The 25,190-nt window shown below is 65.6% G+C and carries 22 protein-coding genes; 10 read left to right on the top strand and 12 right to left on the bottom strand.

Annotated features, from left to right (window positions below; genetic code table 11):
- The first annotated feature begins 55 nt into the window (after positions 1 to 55).
- On the top strand, positions 56 to 1,078 hold the full coding sequence (locus ACFFWD_RS12565; RefSeq protein WP_376965417.1) for a S1C family serine protease: 1,023 nt from the start codon (positions 56 to 58) through the stop codon (positions 1,076 to 1,078).
- On the opposite strand, the gene ACFFWD_RS12560 is transcribed toward ACFFWD_RS12565, so the two are convergent.
- The 5 genes from ACFFWD_RS12560 to ACFFWD_RS12540 all read right to left on the bottom strand — a co-directional run bounded on the left by ACFFWD_RS12560 (position 1,079) and on the right by ACFFWD_RS12540 (position 8,581).
- Complete coding sequence (locus ACFFWD_RS12560) at positions 1,079 to 1,858, bottom strand: alpha/beta fold hydrolase (protein ID WP_376965415.1); 780 nt, start codon at positions 1,856 to 1,858, stop codon at positions 1,079 to 1,081.
- 3 nt (positions 1,859 to 1,861) lie between these two features.
- Positions 1,862 to 3,157, bottom strand: coding sequence for an O-acetylhomoserine aminocarboxypropyltransferase (locus ACFFWD_RS12555; protein ID WP_376965413.1), 1,296 nt, complete (start codon positions 3,155 to 3,157; stop codon positions 1,862 to 1,864).
- A gap of 45 nt (positions 3,158 to 3,202) precedes the next feature.
- Positions 3,203 to 4,507 (bottom strand): nicotinate phosphoribosyltransferase, encoded by a 1,305-nt coding sequence (gene pncB, locus ACFFWD_RS12550; protein ID WP_376965411.1) that lies wholly within the window; start codon positions 4,505 to 4,507, stop codon positions 3,203 to 3,205.
- Positions 4,508 to 4,568: 61 nt separating this feature from the next.
- The gene (locus ACFFWD_RS12545) at positions 4,569 to 8,114 is read right to left on the bottom strand and encodes a molybdopterin cofactor-binding domain-containing protein (protein WP_376965409.1); all 3,546 of its coding nucleotides are present in this window, start codon (positions 8,112 to 8,114) and stop codon (positions 4,569 to 4,571) included.
- Positions 8,114 to 8,581, bottom strand: a complete 468-nt coding sequence (locus ACFFWD_RS12540) for a (2Fe-2S)-binding protein (RefSeq protein WP_376965407.1) — start codon at positions 8,579 to 8,581, stop codon at positions 8,114 to 8,116. The genes ACFFWD_RS12545 and ACFFWD_RS12540 overlap by 1 nt, the downstream gene beginning before the upstream one ends.
- Positions 8,582 to 8,876: 295 nt before the next feature.
- Here ACFFWD_RS12540 and ACFFWD_RS12535 point away from each other — a divergent pair, with 295 nt between their 5' ends.
- From ACFFWD_RS12535 to ACFFWD_RS12500, 8 genes are all read left to right on the top strand, one after another.
- Positions 8,877 to 10,325 (top strand): 6-hydroxynicotinate reductase, encoded by a 1,449-nt coding sequence (locus ACFFWD_RS12535; RefSeq protein ID WP_376965405.1) that lies wholly within the window; start codon positions 8,877 to 8,879, stop codon positions 10,323 to 10,325.
- Positions 10,322 to 11,227, top strand: coding sequence for a UPF0280 family protein (locus ACFFWD_RS12530; protein ID WP_376965403.1), 906 nt, complete (start codon positions 10,322 to 10,324; stop codon positions 11,225 to 11,227). The genes ACFFWD_RS12535 and ACFFWD_RS12530 overlap by 4 nt, the downstream gene beginning before the upstream one ends.
- 20 nt (positions 11,228 to 11,247) lie before the next feature.
- Complete coding sequence (locus tag ACFFWD_RS12525) at positions 11,248 to 11,832, top strand: amino acid synthesis family protein (RefSeq protein WP_376965402.1); 585 nt, start codon at positions 11,248 to 11,250, stop codon at positions 11,830 to 11,832.
- Positions 11,833 to 11,863: 31 nt separating this feature from the next.
- Positions 11,864 to 13,066 (top strand): ABC transporter substrate-binding protein, encoded by a 1,203-nt coding sequence (locus ACFFWD_RS12520; RefSeq protein ID WP_376965400.1) that lies wholly within the window; start codon positions 11,864 to 11,866, stop codon positions 13,064 to 13,066.
- 199 nt (positions 13,067 to 13,265) lie between these two features.
- Complete coding sequence (locus ACFFWD_RS12515; RefSeq protein ID WP_376965398.1) at positions 13,266 to 15,155, top strand: ABC transporter permease; 1,890 nt, start codon at positions 13,266 to 13,268, stop codon at positions 15,153 to 15,155.
- Positions 15,152 to 15,943: an ABC transporter ATP-binding protein gene (locus ACFFWD_RS12510; RefSeq protein ID WP_376965396.1), complete on the top strand. Its 792-nt coding sequence runs from the start codon at positions 15,152 to 15,154 to the stop codon at positions 15,941 to 15,943. The genes ACFFWD_RS12515 and ACFFWD_RS12510 overlap by 4 nt, the downstream gene beginning before the upstream one ends.
- Positions 15,940 to 16,644: an ABC transporter ATP-binding protein gene (locus ACFFWD_RS12505; RefSeq protein ID WP_376965394.1), complete on the top strand. Its 705-nt coding sequence runs from the start codon at positions 15,940 to 15,942 to the stop codon at positions 16,642 to 16,644. The genes ACFFWD_RS12510 and ACFFWD_RS12505 overlap by 4 nt, the downstream gene beginning before the upstream one ends.
- Positions 16,645 to 16,655: 11 nt before the next feature.
- Positions 16,656 to 17,111: a MarR family winged helix-turn-helix transcriptional regulator gene (locus tag ACFFWD_RS12500; RefSeq protein WP_376965392.1), complete on the top strand. Its 456-nt coding sequence runs from the start codon at positions 16,656 to 16,658 to the stop codon at positions 17,109 to 17,111.
- A gap of 221 nt (positions 17,112 to 17,332) precedes the next feature.
- Here ACFFWD_RS12500 and ACFFWD_RS12495 read toward each other — a convergent pair whose 3' ends face one another.
- Positions 17,333 to 18,529: an amidohydrolase family protein gene (locus ACFFWD_RS12495; protein WP_376965390.1), complete on the bottom strand. Its 1,197-nt coding sequence runs from the start codon at positions 18,527 to 18,529 to the stop codon at positions 17,333 to 17,335.
- Between the two features lie 146 nt (positions 18,530 to 18,675).
- Here ACFFWD_RS12495 and ACFFWD_RS12490 point away from each other — a divergent pair, with 146 nt between their 5' ends.
- Positions 18,676 to 19,449, top strand: a complete 774-nt coding sequence (locus ACFFWD_RS12490; RefSeq protein ID WP_376965388.1) for a ferredoxin--NADP reductase — start codon at positions 18,676 to 18,678, stop codon at positions 19,447 to 19,449.
- Positions 19,450 to 19,641: 192 nt separating this feature from the next.
- On the opposite strand, the gene soxA is transcribed toward ACFFWD_RS12490, so the two are convergent.
- From soxA to ACFFWD_RS12460, 6 genes are read right to left on the bottom strand one after another with little or no spacing between them, the layout of a single operon-like run.
- Positions 19,642 to 20,415, bottom strand: coding sequence for a sulfur oxidation c-type cytochrome SoxA (soxA, locus tag ACFFWD_RS12485; RefSeq protein ID WP_376965386.1), 774 nt, complete (start codon positions 20,413 to 20,415; stop codon positions 19,642 to 19,644).
- A complete protein-coding gene (gene soxZ, locus ACFFWD_RS12480) occupies positions 20,412 to 20,732 on the bottom strand; it encodes a thiosulfate oxidation carrier complex protein SoxZ (protein ID WP_376965384.1) in 321 nt (106 codons plus the stop codon). The genes soxA and soxZ overlap by 4 nt, the downstream gene beginning before the upstream one ends.
- Entirely contained in the window at positions 20,732 to 21,211 is a 480-nt protein-coding gene (locus ACFFWD_RS12475; RefSeq protein WP_376965382.1) for a SoxY-related AACIE arm protein, read from the bottom strand. The genes soxZ and ACFFWD_RS12475 overlap by 1 nt, the downstream gene beginning before the upstream one ends.
- A gap of 9 nt (positions 21,212 to 21,220) precedes the next feature.
- Positions 21,221 to 21,670 carry a sulfur oxidation c-type cytochrome SoxX gene (soxX, locus tag ACFFWD_RS12470; RefSeq protein WP_376965380.1) on the bottom strand — a complete coding sequence of 150 codons (450 nt, stop codon included), beginning with the start codon at positions 21,668 to 21,670 and terminating at the stop codon, positions 21,221 to 21,223.
- Complete coding sequence (locus tag ACFFWD_RS12465) at positions 21,663 to 22,934, bottom strand: FCSD flavin-binding domain-containing protein (protein WP_376965378.1); 1,272 nt, start codon at positions 22,932 to 22,934, stop codon at positions 21,663 to 21,665. The genes soxX and ACFFWD_RS12465 overlap by 8 nt, the downstream gene beginning before the upstream one ends.
- Positions 22,935 to 22,989: 55 nt before the next feature.
- On the bottom strand, positions 22,990 to 25,188 hold the full coding sequence (locus ACFFWD_RS12460) for a xanthine dehydrogenase family protein molybdopterin-binding subunit (RefSeq protein ID WP_376965376.1): 2,199 nt from the start codon (positions 25,186 to 25,188) through the stop codon (positions 22,990 to 22,992).
- Between the last annotated feature and the right edge of the window lie 2 nt (positions 25,189 to 25,190).

Genomic DNA, 25,190 nt, shown 5'->3' with positions numbered 1-25,190 from the left:
CCACTTGCGGCGGAGGTTCCCGGTCCCCATCTGAGGAGACCTAAGGAATCTCGCCATGCTGGATCTTACCTCAGATAACGCCGATGACAGGTTGTCATCGCGAACGGCTGACGCTGCCCGGGACAATGACCGGGTTTTGCTGGATGCCTATTCCAATGCCGTGATCGACGTGACCGAACGCGTCGGCCCGGCGGTCGTCCGCGTCGAAACCGGACCGAAGGTGCGAAACGCGCGCGGGCGCGGCGGGCTCGGTTCGGGCATCGTGATCTCGCCTGACGGTCTCGTGCTGACCAACAGCCACGTGGTCGGATCGTCGAAGGAGATCCGCCTGCGCGACACCGAAGGGTTCGTCACCGATGCCCATGTGCTCGGCGTCGATCCCGATACCGACCTCGCCCTCCTGCGCGCCGATGGCGTGCGCGATCTGCACTACGCCTCGCTCGGCAATTCCAAGACGCTGCGGCGCGGCCAGCTCGTGGTCGCGATCGGCAATCCGCTCGGCTTTGAATCGACTGTTACTGCCGGCGTAGTCTCGGCGCTCGGGCGCTCGATCCGCTCGGTGAGCGGGCGGACCATCGAGGACGTGATCCAGACCGATGCCGCGCTGAATCCGGGGAATTCCGGCGGCGCCCTGGTGTCGTCGAGTTCAGAGGTGATCGGCATCAACACCGCGATCATCAGCGGCGCGCAGGGCATCTGCTTTGCGGTCGCGAGCAACACCGCGCAGTTCGTGCTGTCGGAGATCATCCGCCACGGCTATGTCCGCCGCGCCTATATCGGCGTCGCCGGGCAGACCGTGCCGGTGCCGCGGCGGCATGCAGTGCTTGCCGGCGTCGAGAACGCGATGGGCGCGCTGCTGGCGCAGATCGAGCCGGACAGTCCGGCCGCGAAGGCGGGGCTGTTGCCGGGCGACGTCGTGATCAGGCTCGACGGCGTCGAGATCCACGGCGTCGACGATTTGATCCGCGCGCTGGACCGCGACCGGATCGACCGGACGCTTGCGATGGACGTGCTGCGCCTCGGCCGCTTGCGTGCGATCGACATCCACCCGATCGAAAGGAAGCCGCCGAAGCAGTGATCACCGCAGCGCTGCCAGCAGTTCGTCGGGTTGCTCGACCATCATCATATGCCCGGCACCGGGCAGCACCACAGTGCGGGCATTCGGCGTAGCGGCGGCGAGCGTCTTGCCGGCCTTCGCAGGGGTCATCATGTCGCGCTCGCCGAGGATGAAGGTCGCGGGCACCTTGACCTCGGCAGCCGCCGTGAGCGCGTTCTGGTAGGCGTTGCAGGCGTTGAGGTCGTTGTACAGCACGCCGGGCTTGGTCTCCTGCAGCACGCGCTGCGCGCCCTGGTGCATCCAGAGACCCGGCGCGAGGCTACTGCCGAGCTCAGCCTTGAAGCCGAGGCCCCAGATCGAGACCATGTCGATCGCGGCGGGATCGTTGGCTTCGGCGGCCTTCAGGAGATCAGGGCCGACGGTCATGGTCGCGGCGGTGCCGATCAAAGCGAGGCCGGAGACCTTGTCGGGATGCCGTGCGGAGGTCTCGAGCGCGATCAGCGAGCCCATGGAATGGCCGATCAGCTTCGCCTTCGAAGCGCCGGCGGCAGCGATCAGCGCCGCGGTCCAGTCGGCCATCTCGGCAATGGTCGGCAGCGGCTTGCCGGCGGAGCGGCCGTGGCCCGGCAGGTCGGGCGCCAGCACGGAGAAGCCGTGATGGGCGAACCAGCGGCTGTGCAGCGCCCAGGTCGAGGAATCGAAGCCGGCGCCGTGGATCATCACCACCGCCGGCAGCGATGCATCGAACGGCTTGCCGCCGGTGGCGATGAAAGTGTCGGACCCGTTGACGGAAAGCTGCATGACTCAAGTCCTTTGCGAGGCGCGCAGCGCCTGGCCGAGATCGTCGATGATGTCGTTGATTGTTTCGATGCCGACCGAGAGCCGCACCAGCTCCTCGCCGATGCCGGCGGCCTGGAGCTGCTCGACGTCCATCTGTTGATGCGTAGTGCTGGCGGGGTGGATCACCAGCGTCTTGGCGTCGCCGACATTGGCGAGATGGCTGATCAGCTTCAACGACTCGATGAACTTCTTGCCGGCGGTGCGGCCGCCCTTGATGCCGAAGCTGACGATCGACCCGGCGCCGCGCGGCAAGAGCTTCTTGGCGAGGGCGTAGTCGGGGTGGCTTTCCAGCGACGGATGCAGCACCCAGTCGACGGCCTTGTTGGTGGCGAGGAAGTCCAGCACGGAATGCGTGTTGCTCATGTGGCGGTCCATGCGGACGCCGAGCGTCTCGATCCCCTGCAGGAGCTGGAAGGCGTTGGTCGGCGACAGGCAGGCGCCGAAGTCGCGCAGGCCTTCGGTGCGGGCGCGCATGATGAAGGCGGCCTTGCCGAACTGCTCGTCGAAGACGATGCCGTGATAGCCGGCATAGGGCTCGGTCAGTTGCGGGAACTTGGCCGACGCATGCCAGTCGAACCGTCCGCCGTCGACGATGACGCCGCCGATCGCGATGCCATGGCCGCCCATCCACTTGGTCGCCGAGTTCATCACGATGTCGGCGCCGAGCTCGATCGGCTGGCTCAGATAGGGCGTCGCAAAGGTGTTGTCGATCAGGAGCGGAATCTTCGCGTCATGCGCGATCTGCGCGACCGCGGGGATATCCAGCACTTCGAGGGCGGGATTGCCGATGGTCTCGCCGATGATGAGCCGCGTGTTCGGCTTGATCGCGGCGCGGAAGTCGTCGAGCGCACGCGGCTTCACGAAGGTCGTGGTGATGCCGAAGCGCGGCAGCGTGTGCGCCAGGAGGTTGATGGTGCCGCCATAGAGCGAGGCGGAGGCGACGATGTGGTCGCCGGCGTTGAGCAGCGTCGCGATGGCCAGATGCATCGCGGCCATGCCGCTTGCAGTGCAGATCGCGCCGACGCCGCATTCGAGCGCGGCGATGCGCTCCTCCAGCACGGCGGTCGTGGGGTTCGAAATGCGTGTGTAAATGTGGCCCGAGCGTTCGAGGTTGAACAGCGCGGCGGCGTGGTCGGCGTCCTGAAAGACGTAGGACGTCGTCTGATAGATCGGAACCGCGCGCGAGCCTGTGGCGGGATCGGGACGCTGCCCGGCATGCAGGCTCAAGGTTTCGAAGGCAGGCGGCTTGGGTGCGGGCATGCGGAGCTCGTCGGGTCAGTCGGTAAAAGGAATTTACGCGCGGGTTTAGACGTGAACTGCGGTGCGAACGCGGCCGACATTGCCGAACACGCGCAGATAACGGTCGACCTCGGAGGGGATGCCGGTGGCTTTCTCCGGGTTGTCGGAGAGTTTGACGGCCGGCCGGCCGTCGACCGAGGTTACCTTGCAGACGATCGAGATCGGATCGAGTTCGGCGGAACCATCCGGCGCGCAGCCGACGAAATCATTGGTGAGGTTGGTGCCCCAGCCGAAGCTGACGCGGACGCGGCCCTTGAAATGCCGGAACGTCTCCTCGATCGAGCCGACGTCCATGGCGTCGGAGAACACCAGCAGCTTCTCCTTAGGATCGCGACCCTTCTGCTTCCACCACTTGATGATCTCTTCGCCGGCCGTGATCGGCGGCGCGCTGTCGGGGCGAAAGCCGGTCCAGTCCGCCACCCATTCCGGCGCGTCGCGCAGGAACGGTTTGGTGCCGAAAGCGTCGGGCAGCGCGATCAAGAGGTTGCCGCCATAGGTATGGCGCCACTGGTCGAGGATGCGATAGGGCGCCCAGCGCAGCTCTTCGTCGGAATTGGCAAGTGCTGCGGCCACCATCGGCAATTCATGCGCGTTGGTGCCGATCGCCTCGAGGTCGTTGTCCATCGCGAGCAACACGTTCGACGTGCCGGTAAAGGAGGAGCCGAGACCTTCCTTCACCGCCTCGACGCACCAGCGTTGCCAGAGGAAGCCGTGGCGGCGGCGCGTGCCGAAATCGGACAGGCGCAGGCCCTCCAGCTTGCGCAGCCGCTCGACCTTGGACCACAGTTTTGCTTTCGCACGGGCGTAGAGCACGTCGAGCGCGAATCGGCCGTATTCCTTGGTCGCCGCGCGCGAGCGCAGTTCGTTGAGGATCGCGAGCGCCGGAATCTCCCACATGGTGGTGTGGGTCCAGGGGCCGTGGAAATGGAGTTCATACTGCCCGTCGACCTTGTTCAGCTCGTATTCGGGGAGGCGGAAGGTGGACAGCCAGTTGATGAAATCGGGCGAGAACATCTGCGTCTTGCCGTAGAACGTATTACCGGCGAGCCAGATCAGCTCCTTCTTGGCGAAGCGGATGGTCCGGGCATGGTCGAGCTGGGCGCGCAGCTCGCCCTCGTCGATGACCTCGGCAAGCTTGATATGGGTCGAGCGGTTGATCACTGAAAAAGTCGTGCGGGTGTCCGGGTAGCATTCCCGGATCATCTGCAACATCAACAGCTTATAGAAATCGGTATCGAGCAGGCTGCGCACGATCGGATCGAGCCGCCAGCCGTGATTGTAGGTGCGGGTTGCAATATCTGTAACCGTCATGCGGGAACTGTACCGTGCCGGAAGCCGCCCGCCCAGTGGGTTTCAGCCGGAACATGGCAGCTCAGCGCGCTATGTTCTGCCGGATACGGCCGACCGTTGCGGCGACATCGGTCCAAACAGGCTTGTCGGGGGCAAATTGCCGCCTGAGATAGGAGACGAGCTCGGCGACCTGGCCGTCGGTCATGCTGTCCCTGAAGGCCGGCATGTAGCCGAGATCGGTCACCGCCGGCTTGGTGATGCCATGCAGGATCACCTGGATCAGATTGTCAGGGACCGCACTGTGCAGATTGCTATTGAGCGCCAGCGACGGGCGGCTGCCGAACAAGGGCGGTCCGCCGACCTCGTGGCACACAGCGCAGGCGCCCCGGTAGATGCGCCCGCCGGGCGAAGCGGCGATCGTCACGGCAGTGCTGGCTTCGAGCCTGGCGGCCAACGCCTGCTGGGTTGGCCGGTCGACGGCGGCATCGTTGAACGAGGCGAGATAGACCGCCATCGCGCGGATATCCCGATCGGGCAGCACGGCGAGCTCCTTCACGACGGGCGCCATGGGGCCTGCCGCGACACCGTGAAAGCGGGATTCGCCGGTGCGGAGATAGGCGTAGAGCTCGTCCTCGCTCCAGGGGATCGGCGCGCGCGACAGCGACGTCAGCGCCGGCGCCTCCCAGCCCTCGGCAAATCCGCCGGCGAGATAGGCGCCCTGCCTCTCCGCGCCGAGCGCATTGCGCGGCGAATGGCAGGCGCTGCAATGGCCGAGGCCCTCGATCAGGTAGGCGCCGCGATTCCAGATCTCGGATTTCGTCGGGTCAGGCTTGAATGCATTGGGCTGATGGAACAGCGCGTTCCATCCTGCGAGCAGCGGCCGCAGGTTGAAGGGAAATGCCAGCTCGTTCTTCGGCGTCTCGGCGCGCACCGGTGATTGCGCCATCAGATAGGCATAGAGCGCCTGCAGGTCGGCATCGGTGGCCTTCGCGAAGTGCGTGTAGGGAAATACCGGATAGAGATGCCGTCCGTCGCGGTGGATGCCTTCGCGCATCGCGCGCTCGAAGGCTGGATAGGACCACGCGCCGATGCCGGTATCGACATCGGGCGTGATGTTGGTGGAATGGATCGTGCCGAACGGCGTTTCCAATGGCCGGCCGCCGGCGTTCACGATGCCGTTGATCGCGGTATGGCAGACGGCGCAATCGCCGAGTGCGGCGAGCTCCTTGCCGCGCGCGACCGTCGCGGCGGAGTAGACCGATGCATCGGGACGGGCGATCGGCGCGATCGCGCGCCAGGGCAGCATGGCCGCGCCGATGCCGATAGCCGCCGCGCAAACGGCTGCGATGCCGGCAGCGATGCCGCCGCGCTTGCGGAACGGATTTTGCCACCGGTCGAGCGCAGGTGTCGGTGCGGGCGACGGAAGCGGCGTCGGCGCCGGCGGCTGTTCGTCGCGCAGTCCCTTCAGGATCCGTTCCGGCGTGAATGGCAGTTCGCGAAAGCGCACGCCGGTCGCGTCATAGATCGCGTTCGCGATCGCGGCGGCGCTCGGCACGGAAGCGGACTCGCCGACGCCGAGCGGCGGCTGGTCCTGCCGGGGCAGCATCAACACGTCGATCTTGGGCACGTCGGGGAATGTGATGATGGGGTAGGCGCCCCATTCCCGTGCCGTCACCGCGCCGCGCTCGAAGGACACTTCCTCCATCAGCGCGCGGCTGGTCGACTGGATGACGTTGCCTTCGATCTGGTGCCGCACGCCCTCCGGATTGATCATCAGCCCGGAATCCTGCCCTGCGACGACGCGCGTCACGCTGACGTCGCCGGTCGTCTTGTTCACTGCGACGTCGGCGATCCAGGCCGACCACGCCGCGCCGTAGCCTGGAAACTTGCTGTGGACGTAGAGCGCATAGGCAAAGCCGCGGCCGCGGACGATGTCGCCTTCCGCCTCCGGTGCCTGCCGCACCGGGCGCGGCTTCCAGCCGGCGCGCTCGGCGACCGCGTTGACGAGGTCGATCGCGCGCTGGTCCTTGAGGTAACGCAGCCGGTACTCGATCGGATCGACCTCGGCCTCGGCCGCGAGCTCGTCGATATAGGATTCATGCGCAAACGTGTTCGGCAACGCCGAGACGCCGCGAAACCAGGACGCGCGTACGATCGGCGGCATGTCGTTGGCGACGACGCGCAGGTTTTCGTAGTCATAGGGCGGGATCGCGGTGCGATCGCCCATCTCGAACACGGCCGGTTCGGGCGCGATGCGTCCGGTGAGCAGCAACGCCAGCGTCGGCGCGCCGTTCGACGGATAGCGCGTCGCAAAGTCGTAGGCCGCGACGCTGCCGTCGGCGTTGAGCCCACCATTGACATCCATCAGCTGCGCGGTGCCCTTCGGCTCCCACGCGTGTTCCTGCTCGCGGGTGAGCTGGACGCGCACCGGACGGCCGACGGCGCGCGACAGCAAGAGCGCATCGGCGGTGACGTCGTCGGCGCAGTTGCGGCCGTAGCAACCGGCGGCCTCCATCCTGACAACATCGATCTCGGTCTCCGGACGCTCGATCAGAAGCGCAAGATCGCCGCGCAGGATGTGCGGGTTCTGGGTGCCGGACCAGACCCGGATGGCGCCATCCTGAAAATCGGCGACCGCGCAGGACGGGCCGATCGAGCCGTGCATCTGGTAGGGCCAGACATAGGTCCGCTGCATTGGCCTTGCGGCCGTCTTGAGCGCTGCATCGACGTCGCCCTTGTCGATCAGTTGGCGCGGTATCGAGGGATTGGCGCGCAACGCCTTCTCGATGTTGCCGAGATCGGTCAGCGTCGGCCCCGGCTTCCAGGTGACCTTGAGCTGCGCCGCGGCCTTGATCGCGTTCTCCTCGCGCTCGGCGACGACGCCGACGAAATCCCCGATCCTGACCACCGCGACGAGGCCGGGGATGTCGCGCACCGAGGCGTCATCGATCGCGACGAGGCTGGTGCCGACGAACGGACCTGCGTCGACGCCGGCATAGGGCGGACGGACGACACGGCCGTGCAGCATTCCTGATACCCGCACGTCGTGAACGTAGACCAGTTCGCCGGTCGCTTTCGCCGGCAGATCGACACGCGGCTGGGACGTGCCGACGATCGCGTAAGCGCTGACCGCCTTCACGGCAACGTCGTCGGCCAGTTCGAGCCGGATGGTCTCGCCACTGATCAGCTCGCCATAGCTGACGCTGCGATTGTCCTTGCCGCGGAGCAGGCCGTCTTCGATCGTGAGATCGTCGGCCGGAAGTTCGAGCCGCTCCGCCGCGCGCGCCACGAGATACTGCCGCGCCTGCGCGGCGGCCTTGCGCAGCGGCACGGCGGTGATCTGGATCGTCTCACTGGCGATGGTTGCGCCCTGGTTCGGAACGACGGCGGTGTCGCCGAGCACCACGACGACGCGGGCAAAGGAGACGTCGAGTTCTTCGGCGACGATCTGGCCGAGCGCGGTGCGGATGCCGGTGCCGAGATCGACGTGGCCGTTATAGGCGTTCACCGAACCGTCGGCCGTGATCTGGATAAAGGTCTCGAACGTGCCCTCCGCGCCCAAGATCGACGGGCGAACGACCGACAGCGAGCCGCGCGGGCGTTGCTCTGGAGTTCCTGACGCCGCCATCAATCGCGCGCCTCGAGCGCATGGCCGGCGGCGCGCATCGCCGCGCGGATGATCTCGATATGTGCGCCGCAGCGGCAGAGATTGTAGCGCAGCGCCTCCAGCACCTCGCGCTCCGAGGGCTTGGGGTTGCGCACAAGCAGTGCCTTGGTGGTGATGATCATGCCGTTGAGGCAGTAGCCGCATTGCGCGGCCTGCTCCTGGATGAAGGCATCCTGCACCGGATCGGGATGCTCGCGCGTGCCGAGGCCTTCGAGCGTTACGATGTCACGTCCCTCGCAGCCTTCGATCGGAATCACGCAGGACCGCGCCGCGACGCCGTCGATCAGCACGGCACAGGCGCCGCACTCGCCGAGGCCGCAGCCGTATTTCGGTCCGTTCAATGCGAGATCGTTGCGCAGCACATAAAGCAATGCGGTGTCGGGAGCGGCGTCGACATCGTGGTTCCTGCCGTTCACGGTCAGGCGCATTGCTGGTGTTCTCCCCTCGTGTTTTGCGCCGCAACGTCGGCGCCAAACCGCTGGCGAGGATAACGTTTGTATACAAACGTGCAAGCGGCGGCGTGCCGCGCCGCAGCGTGTGCCCGCTTTATGAACAAGGCGGCGAGGCAAATGAGGTTTTATTCGGCAGCGGCCGTTTTTGCGCGCGAACGGCGCTTGACAGGTTTCAAGCCTGCGCGCAGGATCATTCGTATACGAACGATATGTGCAGGTGGCAGGAAACAAATTATGATCGACGGCCGCCACAAGTCCAGGCTTGGTCACGATGGCTGACACAATGACCGTCGCCGCCGGCGACAAGATCCGCTGCGATGCCTGTCCGGTGATGTGCTACATCAAGCCGGGCGCGGCCGGCGCCTGCGACCGCTACGCCAACCATGACGGCACGCTGGTCCGCGTCGATCCGCACGTCGTGCTGGAGCGCACCGTCTCGCATGGCGGCAAGCTCGTGCCGTTCCAGGTGAGCGGCGACTGGGACGGCAAGATCGTGCGCCAGCCCGATCTCTTCGTCACCGCGATCGGCGCCGGCACCACCTATCCGGACTACAAGCCCGCGCCCTTCATCGTGTCGTCGGAGGTCGACGGCGTCGACATGGTCACGGTCGTGACCGAGGGCATCTTCTCGTATTGCGGCGTCAAGGTGAAGATCGACACCGATCGCTATCTCGGGCCCGAGACGGCGACGGTCCGCGCGCAGGGCGAGGCGGTCGGCCACGTCACGACCAGCGAATATGGCTCGCAGATGCTGTCGCTTGGCGGCGTGCATCACCTGACCGGCGGCTCGAAGAAGGAAGGGCGCGTCACCTGCGACACGCTGATGGATCTCTCCAACTGCAAGGCAGTCGAGCTGACCATCGACGGCGGCGCCACGGTAGTGGTGCAGGCCGGCAAGCCGCCAATCGTCAACGGTGTGGCGGAGGAGCGCATGCGGGTCGGCTGCGGCTCGGCGACCATCGGCATGTTCGCCAAGCAGTGGCATGGCAAGGTCGATGAGGTCGTGGTCGTCGACGACCACATCACCGGCGTGCTGAGCGAGCACCAGGCCGGCAAGCTGCTCGACATCGCCGACACCGGCATCAAGATGAAGGGCCGGCGCTCGACGCCCGGCCGCTATTTCCAGGTCGCCGATCCCGGCACGGGGTGGGGCGGTACCAACATCTCCGATCCGCTGTCGATCCTCGGTCCCTTCAACCCGAAGGAGGCGCGAGCAGGGCTTACCATGCTGATGGTCTCGACCACCGGCGAACATGCGTCCTACTACGTGCTCGACGAGACGCTGGCGCCGGTCGAGACCGAGATGCCGGCCGACCTGAAGTTTTCCGTCGAGCGCATCCAGGAGAATTGCGAGCCGGCGCTGTGCACGGTGCTGTTCATGGGCGGCGCGGGCGGATCGCTGCGCGCCGGCGTCACCGACAATCCGGTGCGGCTGACGCGCTCGGTGAAGGATGCGCTGACGCGGGTGACCAGCGGCGGTGCACCTGTCTATGTCTGGCCGGGCGGCGGCATCACCTTCATGGTCGACGTCACGCAGATGCCGGCCGGCGCCTTCGGCTACGTGCCGACGCCTGCATTGGTCGCGCCGATCGAGTTCACGATGAAGCTGTCCGATTATGCGGCGCTCGGCGGCCATATGGACTATGTCCGGCCGCTGTCCTCGCTGCGAGACAGCGCCGAGGTTCGGCCGGTGCCCCATATTCCGGAACGGCGCGCATGACCCGGCTCCCGCAAATCGCGCTTCTTCCTGACGGCAAGCGGCTGCATTTGCAGGACGGTCCCATTGATTTGATCATCGAGGCCAAGGGCAGGGAGGCCGATGTCCGCGCCGCCTACGAGGCCGCGGCACAGCGCTTCACCGGCCTGCTCGATGAGCTCTGCACGGAATTGCCTCTGTTGCGCAGCGAAGCCGATCCGGCGCGCTGCTTGCTGCGAGGCGTGGTCGCACGCCGCATGTATGCGGCGGTCGCGCCGTTTGCCGCCGACTGCTTCATCACGCCGATGGCCGCGGTGGCGGGCTCGGTCGCGGAAGAGATTCTCGGCGCGATGCTGCGCGCGGCTCCGCTTCAGCGCGCCTATGTCAACAATGGCGGCGACATTGCGCTGCATCTCGGCGATCGCGAGCAGTTCAGCGTCGGCCTGATGGACCGGCCGGATCGGCACGGTGTGATGCGGACGATGATCGTCGATGCCGACATGCCGGTGCGCGGAGTTGCGACCAGCGGCCGGCACGGCCGCAGTTTCTCGCTCGGCATTGCCGACGCCGTCACCGTGCTGGCGCGGACCGCGTCGCAAGCGGATGCGGCCGCGACGATCATCGCCAATGCGGTCGATCTGCCCGGCCATCCCGCCATTTTGCGTGTTCCTGCCAATGAGCTGCAGCCAGACAGCGATCTCGGCGCGCGGCCGGTGACCCGCGACGTCGGGCAATTGTCCGATGATGAGATCGAGAAGGCGCTGGAGGCAGGTGCGGCACGGACGCGCGACCTCATGACGTCGGGATTGATCGAGAGCGCGGCATTGCGTCTACTGGGCGAAACGCGCCTTGTCGGTGCAACTGGGCAGGTGACGCCGACGTCGCACGCGTTTCAAGCAACAACAAGAGGCATGCTGCATGCATGACCGGGAGCGAGGCTGACAAGATGAGCGCTGTCATTCGCAAGATCGTCACCGTGGTCGAGGAGACCCATCTGGAGATGGGCAAGACGATCGCGCCGCCAACGCGGCGGGCCGCTGCGATTGCCGTGATCGAGAATCCCTTCGCCGGCCGCTACGTCGAGGATCTGTCGCCCTTGATCGCGATTGGCGAGGAACTCGGCGAATTGCTGTCGAAGCGGGCAGTCGCCGCGCTCGGCATCGAAGGCTCGAAAGCACACTCCTACGGCAAGGCCGCAGCCGTCGGCGAAAATGGCGAGCTGGAGCACGCGGCCGCGATCTTGCATCCGAAGATGGGCGCACCGGTGCGCAAGGTCTTGAGCAAGGGCGCAGCGCTGATCCCTTCGTCGAAGAAGCGCAGTGGTCCGGGCACCACGCTGGATATTCCGCTCGGGCATAAGGACGCGGCGTTCGTGCGCAGCCACTTCGACGGCATGGAGGTGCAGATCAACGATGCGCCGCGGGCCAACGAGATCATGGTCGCGGTCGCCGTGACCGACAGCGGACGGCCGCTGCCGCGCGTCGGCGGGCTGACGGTTGCCGAGATCAAGGGCGAAGACGGTTTGAGATAATCTCTTTGAGACAAAAAACTGGAGGTACGGGATGTGTGGTTATCTTGTAGGGGCGGGATTGGCGATCGCGGTCGCGACTATGGCCGGCAATGCCATGGCGCAGAGCGGCGAGATCAAGATCGGCGAGATCAACAGCTACTCGCTGCTACCGGCATTCACAGAGCCCTATCGCAAGGGTTGGCAGCTCGCCGTGGAAGAGGTCAACGCCGCCGGCGGCATCAACGGCAAGAAGCTCGTGGTCGTCTCCAAGGACGACGGCGGCAAGCCGGCGGATGCGCAGACCGCGGCGAACGAGCTGGTCTCCAGCGAGAACGTCGCGATGCTCGCGGGCACGTTCCTCTCCAATATCGGCCTGGCCGTCAGCGATTTTGCCAATCAGAAGAAGGTCTTTTTCCTGGCGGCCGAGCCGCTGACCGACGCCATCACCTGGTCGAAGGGCAACCGATACACCTTCCGGCTCCGTCCCTCCAACTACATGCAGGCGGCGATGCTGGTGGAAGAGGCGGCGAAGCTGCCCGCCAAGCGCTGGGCGACGATTGCGCCGAACTACGAGTATGGCCAGTCGGCGGTCGCGGTGTTCAAGAAGCTGATGTCGGAGAAGCGTCCCGATATCCAGTGGGTCGACGAGCAGTGGCCGCCGCAGGGCAAGATCGATGCGGGCCCGGTGGTGCAGGCGGTTGCCGCCGCGAACCCCGAAGCGATCCTCAACGTCACCTTCGGCGCCGATCTCGTCAAGCTCGTGCGCGAGGGCAACACCCGCGGCCTGTTCAAAGACCGCAAGGTGGTGAGCTTCCTGACCGGCGAGCCGGAATATCTCGATCCGCTGAAAGATGAGACCCCGGACGGCTGGATCGTCACCGGCTATCCCTGGTACTCGATCAAGACGCCCGAGCATGAGGCGTTCCTGAAGGCCTATCAGAGGAAGTACAACGACTATCCGCGGCTCGGTTCGATCGTCGGCTACCAGACCATCAAGTCGGCGGCGGCGATCCTGGCTAAGGCGAACTCGACCGATCCGGAGAAGCTCATCGCCGCGACCGAGGGTCTCTCGGTGCCGTCGCCGTTCGGCGAGATCACCTTCCGCAAGATCGATCACCAGTCGACGCTTGGCGCCTTCGTCGGCAAGACCGCGCTGAAGGACGGCAAGGGCGTGATGATGGATTCGGCCTATCGCAAGGGCTCGGACTACCTGCCGAGCGACGCCGAGGTCGACAAGCTTCGGCCGAAGGACTGACGCTGCTTCTCCCTCGCCCCGCTCTTGCGGGGAGAGGGCAGGGGTGAGGGGCTTCCTCCACGAGTCGCGCTCGCGGAGAGTCCCCCTCACCCGAATTCAAGCTAACGCTTGAATTCGACCTCTCCCCGCAAGCGGGGCGAGGTGAAGTAAACCAACGCGGCGATCGAAATCGACGCGATAACTCCAACGCGGACCGCCAATGGCTTTCTACATCGTCCAGTTCCTGACCGGTCTTGCCAGCGCGGCGTCGCTGTTCCTGGTCGCGTCTGGCCTGTCGATCATCTTCGGCGTGACGCGGATCGTGAATTTTGCCCACGGCGCATTCTACATGCTCGGCGCCTATGTCGCCTTCACGCTGACCGAGCGCTTCAGCGGCGCATTCGGCTTCTGGGGCGGCATCGTCGCCGCGGCGCTGATCGTCGCCGTGATCGGCGTGCTGGTCGAGATGGTGCTGCTGCGCCGCATCTATCACTCACCCGAACTGTTCCAGTTGCTCGCGACCTTCGGCCTCACGCTGATGGTCGAAGACCTCGTCGTGCTGATCTGGGGACCGGACGATCTGCTCGGCCGCCGCGCGCCGGGCTTCAAGGGCGCGGTCGATTTCTTCGGCCAGAACATCCCGAGCTACGATCTGTTCCTGATCGTGCTCGGGCCGGTTGTGCTCGGCATCCTCTGGCTTCTGTTCCAGCGCACGCGCTGGGGCATTCTGGTCCGCGCCGCGACGCAGGACCGCGACATGGTCGCAGCGCTCGGTGTCAACCAGAAATGGCTGTTCACCAGCGTGTTTGCGCTCGGCGTCTTCCTCGCTGCGCTCGGCGGCGCGCTGCAGATTCCGCGCGATGCGGTCAATCACGCGATGGATCTGCGGATCATCGTCGAAGTCTTCGTCGTGGTGGTGATCGGCGGCCTCGGCAGCATCATCGGCGCCTTTGTCGCCGCTGTGCTGGTCTCCGAGCTCAATGCCTTCGGCATCCTGATCTTCCCGAAGATCTCCATCATCCTGGTGTTCCTGGTGATGGCAGTGGTCCTGATCGTTCGCCCCTGGGGCCTATTCGGCAAGCCGGAGGCGCCGGCACGCCGTACACCGGGCCTGACAGTCAATCCTTGGCGGCCGCTCACCATGAACGAGCGGTTCGCCGCGCTTGCGGCGCTGATCGTGGCCGCCGCATTGCCGTTCTTCGCCGGCAATTACGCGCTGACGGTGGGATCGGAGATCGCGATCTTCGTGATCTTCGCGGTCAGCCTGCATTTCCTGATGTCGGTCGGCGGGCTCGCCTCCTTTGGTCATGCCGCCTATTTCGGCCTCGGCGCTTATGGTGTCGCCTTCCTCGCCAAACTGGCCGGGCTGCCGATGATCGTATCGCTGCTGCTCGGTCCGATGCTGGGGCTCCTCGGCGCCGCGGTGTTCGGCTTCTTCGCGGTCCAGCTCTCCGGCGTGTATTTCGCGATGCTGACGCTTGCCTTTGCGCAGATCGTCTGGTCGATCGCCTTCCAGTGGGTGTCGGTCACCGGCGGCGACAACGGCATCCTCGGCGTCTGGCCTTCGAGCTGGGCGGCAAGCCCATCGCATTTCTACTGGCTGTCGCTCGGCATCGCCGCGCTCGCGGTCGTGATCCTGCGAATCGTGGTGTTCTCGCCGTTCGGCTTTGCGCTGCGCGCCACGCGGGATTCGCCGCTGCGGAGCGAGGCGATCGGCATCAACGGCAAGCGCATCCAGTGGACCGCCTTCGTGATCGCCGGAACCGTCGCCGGGCTCGCCGGCGCGCTGTTCGCCTATCTCAAGGGCAGCGTGTTTCCCGACAACATGGGCATCGGGCTTTCGGTCGATGCGCTGGTGATGGTGCTGCTCGGCGGTGTCGAGACGGTGTCCGGCGCGGTGATCGGCGCGATCGTCTACAAGGCCCTCAACATCTGGCTGGTCAGCCAGACCGATCTCTCGAAGCTCGTGCTCGGCGCCTTCGTCGTGCTGATCGTCGTCGCCTTCCCGAAAGGCATTGTCGGCACACTGGAAGCGATCATGCATCGCCGACGCAAGAGCTCGTCGTCGAACTCGTCGCTTCTCACCTCCCGCATTGAGACCGCCGAATGAGCATGGTTTCCACATTGCTGTCGGTCGAAGGCCTGACCAAGTCCTATGGCGGCGTGCATGCCGTGCGTGGCGTCTCGTTCGAGCTGCGCGCCGGCGAGATCCTGGCGCTGATCGGGCCGAACGGCGCGGGCAAGAGCACCTGCTTCGACATGCTCAACGGCCAGAACATCCCGGACTCCGGCCGCATCCGCGTGCTCGGCGCGGAAACCACGGGGAAGAAGCCCCGCGTCATCTGGCGGATGGGCGTGGGACGCACCTTCCAGATCACCGCGACATTCCCGACCATGACGGTGCGCGAGAACGTGCAGGTCGCGCTGGTGTCGCATGGCGGGCGATTGTTCAATCTGTGGACCTCGACCGGGACCTACGCGCGCGACGAGGCCGGGCGCCTGCTTGATCTCGTCGGCATGGGCGCCTATGCGGAGCGGCCCTGCGGCGAGCTCGCCTATGGTGACCTGAAGCGGCTCGAGCTTGCCATCGCGCTCGCCAACCAGCCGAAATTGCTGCTGATGGACGAGCCGACCGCCGGTATGGCGCCGCGCGAGCGCGTCGAGCTGATGCGGCTGACCGCGCGCATCGCCCGCGAGCAGGCGATCGGCGTGCTGTTCACCGAGCATGACATGGATGTGGTGTTCGAGCATGCCGATCGCATCCTGGTGCTGAACCGCGGCGCCCTGGCCGCCGAGGGCTCGCCCGAGGACGTCCGCGGCAACGCGCAGGTCCGCGCCATCTATCTCGGCGAGGGCCTGCTCTACGACGCACGTCACCGCGAGGGAGCCCACGCATGAAGCTCGCAGTGAACAATCTCAACAGCTTCTACGGCCCGGCGCATATCCTGTTCGACATCGCGCTCGAGGTCGGCGAGGGCGAGGTGGTGGCGCTGTTGGGGCGCAACGGCGCCGGCAAGTCGACGACGTTCCGCTCCATCGTCGGCCTGGTCGAGAACCGCACCGGCCAGATCGTGTTCGAGGGCAAGGATGTCTCGCGCGAGCCGACGCATGCGATCGTACGCGGCGGGCTCGGCTATGTGCCGGAGGAGCGGCGCATCTTCACGGATCTGACGGTCGAGGAGAATCTCGAGGTCGGCCGTCAGCCGAAGCGGGCAGGCGCGCCGCAATGGGACCGCGACAAGCTGTTCAAGCTGTTTCCGAACCTCGGCGAGATGCGCGGACGTCCGGGCGGTCGCATGAGCGGCGGCGAGCAGCAGATGCTGACCATTGCCCGCACGCTGATGGGCAACCCCTCGCTGGTGCTGCTCGACGAGCCGTCGGAAGGGTTGTCACCGAAGATCGTCGAGCAGATGGTCGATGCGATCCTCGCGATGAAGAAGGAGGGCGTCAGTATCGTGGTGTCTGAGCAGAACCTGCATTTCGCGCGCCTGATCTCGGATCGCGCGTACATCATCGAGCGCGGCCGCATCTGCTTCGGCGGCACGATGGCCGAGCTCGACGCGCGTCCGGATATCCGCGACGCGCATCTGTCGCTGTAGGGCGGAGGACTATGGCCAGGAACGGTACACCGAAGCGAAGCGCGAAGGCGGCCAAGCCGGCTTACGTGCTCGATGAGCAGATCGGCTTCATCCTGCGGCAGGTGTCGCAGCGCCACGCCATGATCTTCGCGCGCGATATCGGCATCAACCTGACGCCGACGCAGTGGGCGGCGCTGGCCAAGCTGCAGGAAACCGGGCCGTGCTCGCAGAACCAGCTCGGGCGGCTGACCTCGATGGACGTCGCGACCATCAAGGGTGTGATCGACCGGCTCACCGCGCGCGGCCTGACGGAAACCTCGCCCGATCCCGACGACGGCCGCCGCCTGCTCGTCAGCCTGACGCGCGCCGGTCAGCAATTGGCGGAAAAAGCCGCTCCGAACGCGCTCGCGATCTCGAAGGAAACGCTGGCTCCGCTCGACGCCAAGGAGCGCGAGACGTTGATGGCGCTGCTGGGCAAGTTGCGCTAATTTGTAGGGCGGGCAAAGGCGCATGCGCCGTGCCCACCTTCAGCGTGGTGCTCGCGATGGTGGGCACGCTCGCTCTGCCCGCCCCACGAATTCTATCACCGTCACTCCGAGGAGCGCGGAACGCGCGTCTCGAAGGGCGGCGGCCCGGCTCTTGGCCGCGGGCCGTTCATCCTTCGAGGCACGTTTGCGCGCGCGCCTCAGGATGACGGGTTGTTAGCGCGCTACTTCGCCACGATCTCCGGCACCTTGCCTGCAGGCGGCGTGTTCCGGCTCCGTTGCGTCCGCACGATGCCGTCGATGATCGTCATGCCGATGCCGGGGAGGTCGCCGAGCTGGACGCTCTCCAGGATGTTCTTGCCGGGCGAATGCTGCGCCTTGTCCATCAGCACGAAATCGGCGGAGCGGCCGACCTCGATCAGGCCGCAATCGAGCTCGCGCATCCGCGCGGTGTTGCCGGTGGCGAGGCAGAAGGCGAGCTCGGCCGGCAGCTCGCCAAGCGAAGACAGCATCGAGACCATGCGCAAAATGCCGAGCGGCTGCACGCCCGAGCCGGCAGGCGCGTCGGTGCCGAGGATGACGCGATGCAGGTCGCCCATTTCGCGCGCGGTGCGCAGCGTGAACAGTGCTGAGCGTTCATTGCCGTTGTGAACCAGCTCGAGCCCGCGCTTGCAGCCCTCGCAGATGCAGCGGATCTGGTCGTCGGGAAGCGCGGTGTGGCCGCCATTGATGTGGCCGACCACGTCGGTGTCGGCCTCCAGCACCACGTCTTTGTCGATCAGGCCGGACCCGGGGATCGAGGGGCCGCCGGTGTGGATCGTGCTCTGGATGCCGTATTTGCGCGCCCAGCCGACCATCTTGCGCGCAGTCGGCCCGTCCTTGACGCCGCCGAGCCCGACCTCGCCGAGCAGCTTGACGCCGGCGGCGGCCATCTCCTTGAAGTCGTCCTCCACCATCTCGCATTCGATCACCGGCGCGCCGGCATGCACCTTCACGCCGCCGGGGCGCAGCGTCCAGAACGCGCGCTGCGCGAAGATAGCCATCGCCTTCAACCCGACGACATCGCGGGGACGGCCGGGCATGTGGACTTCGCCGGCGGAAATCATGGTGGTGACGCCGCCATGCAGATAGCTGTCGATCCAGCTGCTCTGGTTCTGCCGCGGTGTCCAGTCGCCGGCGACCGGGTGGACGTGGCTGTCGATCAGGCCGGGGGCGACCGTCGTGCCATTGGCATCGACGATCGTGGTGGCGCCCTCGGTATCGACGTCCTTGAGGCGGCCGATGGCTGTGATCTTGCCGTTCTCGGCGACGATGGTGTCCGCATCGAGGATCGGCTTTTCCAGGGCCCCTGACAGCAACAGCCCGATATTGCGGATCACCAGCTTGCTCGCGCCGGTCGCCTGGGGTGCATCGTGCGCCATGGTTTTTCCTTTTGGTTCAACGCCTTCTTCGACCATTTTGCCCGTGGCTTGACGGCCGGATCAAGCTGGATTATTCATTTGTATACGAACGATCGTATACAAATGATTTTGCCGCCAATCTGGCCTGCACGTCAAGGAAACTGACGATGAGCAATTTCAACCAGGAAAGCGTTCTCAGCGTTCACCACTGGACCGACACGCTGTTCTCCTTCAGAACCACCCGCAACCCCTCATTCCGCTTCCGCAACGGCGAGTTCACGATGATAGGGCTCAAGGTCGGCGAGAAGCCGCTGCTTCGGGCCTACAGCGTCGCCAGCGCGAATTACGAGGACACGCTCGAATTCTTCTCGATCAAGGTGCCGGACGGCCCGCTCACCTCGCGTCTCCAGCATCTCAAGGAAGGCGACGAGATCATCGTCAGCCGCAAAGCCACCGGCACGCTCGTGATCGACAATCTCGAGGATGGCCGCAACCTCTACCTCGTCGGCACGGGCACCGGGCTTGCCCCGTTCCTCAGCGTGATCAAGGATCCCGAGACCTACGATCGTTACGAGAAGGTCGTGCTGCTGCATGGCTGCCGCCGCGTCAAAGAACTCGCCTATGGCGAGATGATCACCGAGACGCTGCCGAAGGACGAACTGATCGGCGAGCTCGTGCGCGAGCAGCTGATCTATTACCCGACCGTGACGCGCGATCCGTTCCGCAACCGCGGACGCATCACCGACCTCATCACCTCGGGCAAGCTGTTCACTGACATCGGCCTGCCGGCGCTCGATCCCGCGCATGACCGCGTCATGATCTGCGGCTCGCCGGCGCTGGTCGCCGACACCCGCACGCTGCTCAACGGCCGCGGCTTCGTCGAGGGCAATCACGGCGAGCCGGCGCAGTTCGTGGTCGAAAAGGCGTTCGCGGAACGCTGACGCTTCCCGCCTGAAGCTCTATCTCCCGCATCCTGATGGGCTGTGAGTGCATGCAGCCCGTCATTGCGAGGAGCGATAGCGACGAAGCAATCCATCTTCCGGTACAGCCGGGAACAATGGATTGCTTCGCTTCGCTCGCAATGACGGGCATAGAGCCGAGCCCACAAATCTCCTCACCATGAGAGCCGGGGATCAAGGCCTGACCGCTGGCGTCTCCACCTTCATCCCGCGCGCCCGTGACATCAGATAGAGCTCCAGTTCGACCAATTCGGGCGAACCGTAGTCGTAGGCTTGCGCGCGAATGCCGGTGATGCAGGCGCGCAGCCGCCGTTGCAATGATCCGAGCGACTGCCACTCCAGCCGATAGAGTGGGTAGCCGGTCGCCTGTCCTTGCGTGATCGCGGACCCTGCGAGCTTCTTGTCCCAGTTTTCGTCGTGGCAGTTCGTGCAGCCGAGATTGAGCTGGCCCTGCCGCTGCGTGAACACCTCGCGTCCCTTCTCGACGAAAGGTGCGAGCTCCGGATCGTCGCCGGCTTCGATCGGCGCGCCGTGGGATTGCTGCGCGACATAGGCCGTCAACGCGAGCAGCTCGCGGCTTTCGTAGGCAAGCGGCGCTGCCTGCTGGTGGTTGGTGCGGCAAAGGTTGATGCGACCTTCGAGATCGACGGGTTTGCCGAGCGCCTTCTCGAAGGCGGGATAATGCGCAGCCATGCCCTTCATGCTGACGCGCGCATCATTGTGGCAATCGGCACAGGCCTTGTCCGCTGCACCGCCCTTGCGCTTCCAGAGCGCCTCGCCGTCGAGAACCCAGAGCATGCCTGGATTGGCGGTGTCCTCGTCCTGCATCGCCTTGGTATCTGATGTCATGAAGCTGTAGCCGGACCGCCGCTCGGCCGGCGGGATATCGGCGGCAACCGCTGTGTCCACCATCGCCGCGAGAAGCGCAATGCAGCCGACAAACTTCATTCGACCGTGATCGAAGCCGACGCGGTCTCCGAAAACCCCTTGTCGCCGATCCATTCGAACTCGAACCTGCCGCTCTCGGTCGCAGTGGTGAAGAAAGTGATGAACGGGTTCGCGGCGATCGCCGGATAGAGATCAGCGCGGAAAATCTCGGTGCCATTGTAGCGGCAAATGAAGCTCGTGATGATATCGCGCGGCACCACCTCGCCGGACGCCGTGTGGCGATAGCCGGTCTCCATGATGTGCGACATCAGCGTCTTGATCTCGATGACGTCGCCGCGCCTGGCCCTGGCCGGCACGTTGATGAGGGCGGAGGGCATCAGATCACCTCCTCAGTGCAGGCGGCCAGCGTCACCACGATGTCGGCGGTCGTCGACCAGAAGGTGTCGTCAGAGAGCCGTGCGATCGCAACCACCTTCTGGCTGTCCGCCAGCCGGATGCGGGTCGACACCTGGGCGCGGCCGGCGCGCGGACCGAAGTGGAAATTGCCGATGTTCGGCTGCGGGTTCCTCTCGTTGAAGACGTGGATGCTCTTCACGTATTCGTCCGCCGTCATCGGGCTCGCGACGCTCACCGTCATCGGCACCGTGTTGCCGTTCTCGACCAGCGGCGGGATGTCGAGCTTGACCTTGCCGGTCCGCACATTGGCTTCACCGACCACGTTGCGGATCGCCGATAGCAGCACGGCCGGGGTTGCGTCGGCCGGCCGCACGATCACGACGGGCACGGCGCCGAGCGTAGCGGCGCCGCCGGCGAGACCCAGGAACGTTCGGCGTGTGGTGTAGTCCGAATTCGCCATGGTGTTTTCCTACTCCCGCAGCGTCACCAGATACGCCACGATATCCTCGATCTGTTCCGCCGACAGGATCGGCTTGCCGCGCCAGGAAGTGCCGACGCGATTGAGCTCGTCCACGCGATAATAGGACGGCATGATCGTCGCGGCATTGAGGCGTGACGCGTCCACCAGCCGCAACCGCAACTGCCCTTCCGACCAGCGGCTGCCGCTGCCGGACAGGCTCGGCGCCAGGTCGCCCTGGAACTTCTGCTCGGGAAATGGGCCACTGTGGCAGAGGATGCAAGTGCTGGAGCGCTCAACAACCAGTGCGCGTCCTCGCGTTGCATCGCCTCTGGCTCCCGTCAGCGGCTCGGGAATGGCGTCGCCGGCGATGGTGGCGGGCCGCAAGCCCTGCGCAGCGGCGGGCGAGGGCGCGGCGAGCCACGCGGCGGCCAACAACGCGATGGTTGCGACCCTAGCCAAACGTGTCCACCGTGATGCTCTTGAACCAATCCAGCGCCTGCTCGGCCTCACGCTGGCGCAGCTCGCGCGGCGCATCGACCGGACTGGTCGTCACCTCCGCCTCGGCGTACTGATCATCCTTCGGCTGGTAAATGCCGCGCAGCGAGAATGCATAGCCTGGTGCCACCGTGTTGTAGCAGGCGCCATTGAGGCGCGGCGTATCCGCCGGCTTTCCTGCAAGCGCATTCACGATCGAAGCCGCGCAGGCCTTGCCTTGCGCGCTCGCCGCGGAGGCGGATTTCGGAATGCCGCCGGAGATGGCGGCATCACCGACGACATGGATATTGGGAACGAGCTTCGAGGCAAAGGTGACGGGATCGATCGGGCACCAGCCGGTGCGGTCGGCGGCGCCGGCGATTTCGGCGATGCGTCCGGCCTTCTGCGGCGGGATCACGTTGGCAACGGCGGCGGTGTAGTTGCCGAAGTCGGTAACGATTTCGTTGGTGGCGAGGTTGACCGACGTCACGCGCCCGCCCTGCGACAATCCGATGCGCTCGATCATGCCGGGATAGAGCTCCTTCCAGGCGCTCTCGAACAGCTTCTGCTGTGAATAATTATCCTTGGCGTCGAGGACCAGGATCTTCGAACGCGGCTTGTTGGCCTTGAGATAGTGCGCGATCAGGCTGGCGCGCTCATAGGGCGCCGGCGGGCAGCGCAACGGCGCGGCCGGAACGGCGATCACGACCAGGCCGCCATCGTCCATCGCCTCGATCTGCCGGCGCAGCAGCGCGGTCTGCTCGCCGGCCTTCCAGGCATGCGGCATTTTTGCCGACGTGGCCTCGTCGTAACCGGGCAGCGCGTCGAAATGCATGTCGATGCCGGGCGCCAGCACCAACCGGTCATAGGCGAGGGTGCTGCCGTCGGCAAGTCCGACCATGCGCGCTTGCGCATCGACTTTCGCTGCGACCTGCGCGACGATAGCCACGCCGTCGGCCGCGGTCCGGTCGTAGGTGAATTGCTGCTCGGAGAGCTCGCGCAGGCCCGCGATCACTTCATTGCTGAACGGGCACGCGGTGAACGTCTTGTTCGGCTCGATCAGCGTGACCTGAAGCTTTGGGTCGAGCCGCCGCAGTGCACGCGCGCAGGCCGCGCCGCCAAAGCCGCCGCCGATCACGGCGACGCGCGCCGAGCCTTGCGCGAATGACGGGCATGCCAACGTCGTCGCCGCGACGACCGCGGCGCCACGGACGACATCCCTGCGCGTCTGAAGACGCGTGACGACCATGCGCGTGATCCGGAAAAAGGGAACGGCGGCCACGGGGCCGCCGTTGGTTGTCTTGTCAGGCGAAGCTGATGTTCTGGTCGCGCAGCGGGAACGAGCGGATTCGCTTGCCGGTCGCCGCGAAATAGGCGTTGAGCACCGCGGGCGCTGCGACACCGATGGTCGGCTCGCCGACACCGCCCCAGAACCCGCCGCTCGGCACCATCACCGACTCCACCTTCGGCATCTCGTTGATGCGCATCGAGTTGTAGGTGTCGAAGTTGGTTTGCTCGATGCGGCCGTCCTTCACCGTGCAGCCGCCATAGAACAGCGCGCTCAGACCGTAGACGAAGGAGCCCGCGATCTGCCGCTCCACCTGCGCCGGATTGACGACGTAGCCGGGATCGGTGGAGGCGACGATGCGATGCACCTTGATCTTGCTGCCGTCGGTCACCGAGATTTCGGCGGCGCCGGCGACATAGCTGCCGTAGCCCATCACCTGCGCGATGCCGCGATAGACACCCTTGGGTGCTGGCGTGCCCCAGCCGATCTTCTCGGCCACGGCGTTGAGCACCGCCAGATGCTTCGGATGCTTCCCCATCAGCTTCCGGCGGAATTCGAGCGGGTCCTGGCCGACAGCCTGGGCCAGCTCGTCCATGAAGCATTCCATGTAGATCGCGTTGTGATTGACGTTGACGCCGCGCCAGAAGCCGGGCGGGACGTGCGGATTGCGCATCGAGTGCTCGACCAGGAGGTTGGGCACCGAATAGCCGATCGCCGCTTCACCTGATTGGGCGACGCCCTGGAAGGCGGCCGGATCCATGCCGTTCTGCAGCGCTTCGGGACGCACCGAGAACAGAATGGATTGGCCGGACAAGCGGTAGTGCAGTGCGATCAGGTTGTTGTCGGCATCGAACGCACCGGTCAGCTTGCACTGTGTGACCGGGTGATACTTGCCGTGCGCCATGTCCTCTTCGCGCGACCACAACAGCTTGACCGGTGTGCCCGGCATCTGCTTGGCGATCGCGACCGCCTGGCGCACATAGTCGGTCATGCCGCGCCGGCCGAAGCCGCCGCCGAGCATCAGCTTGTGCACCTCGCACTTCTCGGCCGGCAGACCGGAGGCCTCCAGCGCCGCCGCGAAGGCCGCCTCGCCATTTTGCGTGCCGCACCAGACCTCGCATTTGTCCGGCGTGTAGAGCGCGGTGGCGTTGAGTGGCTCCATCGTAGCGTGGTTCTGATAGGGGTAGCTGTAGATCGCCTCGACCTTCTTCGCGGCGCCGGCGATGGCGGCCTTGGCGTCGCCGTTCTGGTTGCCGACATAGGCCGGCTGCGCATTGTCGAGGCCTTCCGCCAGCCATTTCGCAATCGACTCGCTACTGACCTTGGCGTTGTCGCCTTCGTCCCAGACGATCGGCAGCGCGTCGAGCGCAGTCTTGGCGTGCCACCAGGTGTCGGCGACAACCGCAACCGCGCTGTCGCCGACTTTGACGACCTTCTTCACGCCCTTCATGTTGGCGATCTTGGCCTCGTCGTAGCTCTTCACCTTGCCGCCGAACACCGGGCAATCCTTGATCGCCGCGTTCAGCATGCCCGGCAGCTTGATGTCGATGCCGTAGATCATCGCGCCGGTGGTCTTGTCTGATGTGTCGAGCCGCTTGATCCCCTTGCCGGCAATCTTCCAGTCCTTCGGGTCCTTCAGCTTGACGTCGGCCGGCGGCTCGAGCTTGGCCGCAGCTTCCACCACCTTGCCGTAGGTCGTGGTCTTGCCTGATGGCGTGTGGGTAATGACGCTGCTGGACGCTGTGCATTCGGAAGCCGGTACCTTCCATTCATTGGCCGCGGCCTGGATCAGCATCATGCGCGCGGTGGCGCCGCCCTTGCGCACATAGTCCTGCGAGGTGCGGATGCCGCGGCTGCCGCCGGTCGAGAAATCGCCCCAGGCGCGCTTGCGGGCGACGCTCTGGCCGGGCGTCGGGTATTCGGTCGTGACCTTCGACCAGTCGCATTCGAGCTCCTCGGCGACGAGCTGGGCGAGGCCGGTCAGCGTACCCTGGCCCATCTCCGAGCGGGCGATGCGGATCACCACGGTGTCGTCGGGCCGGATCACGACCCAGGCGTTGATTTCGGGCGAGCCGTCGGCCGCGCGCACCACGGTCGGGCCGCCGAAGGGCAGATCGAGGCCGAGCGCGAGACCGGCACCGGCGGTGGCCGTGCCGATCACGAAGGCGCGGCGATTGAGTCTTGAAGTATGTTTTGGCATGACGTGCTGATTCATGG

The organism is Bradyrhizobium erythrophlei, assembly GCF_042430365.1.
GTDB classification, from domain to species: domain Bacteria; phylum Pseudomonadota; class Alphaproteobacteria; order Rhizobiales; family Xanthobacteraceae; genus Bradyrhizobium; species Bradyrhizobium erythrophlei.
The sequence above is the reverse complement of the archived record's forward strand: the minus strand, read 5'-3'. Positions and strand labels throughout refer to the sequence as shown.